The 3160-nt window shown below is 33.8% G+C and carries 3 protein-coding genes; all 3 read left to right on the forward strand.

The window, feature by feature from the left end; all coding sequences use genetic code 11:
- Positions 1 to 1407: glycoside hydrolase family 3 N-terminal domain-containing protein (locus VIL26_05950; protein HEY8390476.1), on the forward strand; the 1407-nt coding region annotated here is incomplete at its 5' end.
- A 243-nt stretch (positions 1408 to 1650) separates the two neighbouring features.
- Complete coding sequence (locus tag VIL26_05955; GenBank protein ID HEY8390477.1) at positions 1651 to 2043, forward strand: pyridoxamine 5'-phosphate oxidase family protein; 393 nt, start codon at positions 1651 to 1653, stop codon at positions 2041 to 2043.
- 175 nt (positions 2044 to 2218) lie between these two features.
- A complete protein-coding gene (locus VIL26_05960) occupies positions 2219 to 3037 on the forward strand; it encodes a DNA-formamidopyrimidine glycosylase family protein (GenBank protein ID HEY8390478.1) in 819 nt (272 codons plus the stop codon).
- Positions 3038 to 3160: the final 123 nt, after the last annotated feature.

Genomic DNA, 3160 nt, shown 5'->3' on the forward strand with positions numbered 1-3160 from the left:
ACTGATTTTGCCAAGGCTTTGCAAAACAACGGTATTATGTCGTGCTACAAACACTTCTTAGGTCATGGCGATGTGGATATAGACTCTCATATAGACCTTCCCAGAATCAATAAATCCATAGACGAAATAAAAAGACTTGAGCTTATACCTTACACTGATATAGCAGCAGACGCGATTATGACTTCTCATATACTGTTTGATAAAATTGACGACAAATTTCCTGCATCTATATCCAAGACAATAATTGACGGTATTTTGAGAAAAGAACTAAAATTTAAAGGGCTGGTTATTACTGACTGCTTTGAAATGACAGGACTTATTCAGACTTTTTCGATAGAAGAAGCGGCAGTGTTTGCAATTAATGCGGGCACCGATATTATAACCATTAGCCATACCTTCGGCAGACAGCTTAAAGTCAGAAACGCATTGATGAATGCCATAAAAAACGGAAGCATAAGTAACGAAACGTTGGAAAAAGCATTGGCGCGTATTGCACAATACAAAAAACGCTATGCAGCCGATAAGGCTTCTATCCAAATTGATTTTAATAAAAATAAGACTTTAGCAGAAAAAATTAGTTACGCAAGCATTACTCTTGCTAGCGGCGAGCCGTTTGAAATTGATAAGGACACCGTAGTAATAGGCGTTACAAACTATGTAAGCTCAAATGCAGAAGATGTCAATGTGGAAAAAATGGATATTGCCAAGATAATAGGCGAAGAATTCGGCATACCATACAAAAGCATAGACAATAAAAACTTCAATACAGCTGATATGCTTGCTTTCGCCCATAACAAAAAGGTCATTTTGGCTTTGGCTGATTCTCATTTGACACTGGTTCAAAAGGTCTTGTATTCATCGCTTAGACAAACCAATCACGAAATAATGTTGATTTCGTTGCGCACTCCATACGATATACTCGACCAGCAAAAGCCCGCATGCCATATTTGCATTTATGAATACACAGCCATGTCTATAAGATCTTTGCTAAAATTTCTAAAAGGCGGCAAAGCAGAGGGTAAACTGCCTGTTAATTTAGGAAAATATTCAGACCAATACATAAGAGAAAACACATCTAAAAGCATATTTTTGGACAATGTCATAAAATATATGAAGCAAAACTACGGACAGAAATTAACTCTAGACAGCGTGGCGCAAAAGTTTTTGATTTCAGGCGGACATCTGTGCAAGCTGTTCAAAAAGAAATTAAACAAGAGTTTTGTGGATGTTCTTAACGAAATCCGTGTGGCGGAATCCAAGCGGCTACTAAATTCAACTAATCTTAAGGTCTATGAAATAGCTTATCTTTGCGGATACACAGACAGCAATTATTTTGTAAGACTTTTTAAGCATTATAACGGGTTAACTCCTAACGAATATCGAAAAAACTATAATCTTTATGACTGAAATCAAAAAAGCAAATCACAACGGTTTGCTTTTTTTGTTTTAAAAATATTCATATTAGGATAATTTTAAATTTTAAAAGTTTTTTAAATTGCCTTAGAATAAAAAGGGTATTTTCTTATTTTCCAAAAGATGCTAAAATAAATAAGATAATTATTTTAAATTTGCTGTTGAATTTAAAATTCTTGTGAGTGGAAAAAATTGATTGTCTAATGCAAAAATTATCAACATAGCAGGAGGAGAAAAATGCAAGAAGTTTATGAGTTTTTAAAAAAATGCGAAACATATTATTTGGCCACGGTAGAAGGAGATCAGCCCAGAGTAAGACCGTTTGGTACAGTAAATATTTTTGAAGGCAAACTTTATATACAAACAGGCAAGGTAAAGCAGGTATCCAAGCAGCTTCAAGCCAATCCAAAAGCAGAGATCTGTGCTTTTGCTGATGGAAAATGGCTAAGAGTATCAGGCAAGCTTATTAGAGATGACAGAATAGAAGCAAAAAAAGATATGCTGGATAAATATCCAAGCCTTAAAGGTATGTATTCTGCAGAAGATAACAACACCGAAGTTCTCTATTTTAAAGATGCAACAGCCACGTTTTATTCATTTACCGAAGCGCCTAAGGTAATTAAATTTTAATTTTAAGAAGTAAAATTAATTTAATCAAATTTCTATTATTCCCTGTCAGATTTTTCGACAGGGAATTTTTATAAGATTAAAATCAAGTTTAAATTCTTATTAAACATTTGTTAAAAACACTTGTTTATTTTACGGTTATATTATATAATTGTTATATATAATTTATGAGTAATTTATGAGGGGAAAAGATATGCCCGAATTGCCTGAGATATTTAATATTCACAAGCAGTTTAAAAAAGAGTTTTTGGGACGGACTATTGTCGGCATTGAGATTTTGCAAAGCAAATGTCTCAATCTCCCTGAACAGGATTTTAAATCTAAAGTTTTAAACAAAGCTATTACCGATGTCGGGTACAAGGGCAAATGGTTAATCATAAAATTGTCTGAGGGTTTATTATATTTGAGCCTAGGCATGGGAGGAGACTTTTTGCTGGCTAAGAGCGGTCAAGAGAAGGCTCCAGAGAAATATCAATTTAGGTTGGATTTTGATGATGAAAGAAGCCTTTATATAACATTTTGGTGGTTTGGATATTTCCATTATACTGATAATGAAATAGAACATTCCATGACGGCTTTATTAGGATTTGATCCGATTAGTCCTTATTTTACTTTTGATGCTTTTACTAAAATGCTTGAGGGTAAAAAGGGCAATATTAAGAGCTTTTTACTTGATCAGCATAATATCGCAGGAATAGGCAATGTGTATATTCAGGATATTTTATTTTTGGCAAAGGTTCATCCTTTGAAAAAAATAAATACTTTAACAGACGAGCAAAAGTTTGGTCTGTTTGAAGCTATAAAAAACCAATTAAAAAAAGCTGCTGACAAACAAGGCTTGAAATTTGAAAAAGACTTGTATGGCAAAAACGGTGGATATGAATTTGAATATGTAGCATACCAAAAAGGAAAACCTTGCCCTGTATGCAATACTAAGATTGTAGAAATCAAGACGGGGTCAACGCGTTCGTACATTTGCCCCTCTTGCCAAAAATAGTAACACATTTTAGCATGCTCAATCAGACAAAATAATTTTAGACCCGTCTGCTTTTGTGATATAATAATGTAAATACGCTGTCTATTAGACGGTTTTTTGTAGGAGCATATTATGTTGGATAAG

Source organism: Clostridia bacterium, from assembly GCA_036562685.1.
GTDB lineage: Bacteria > Bacillota > Clostridia > Christensenellales > DUVY01 > DUVY01.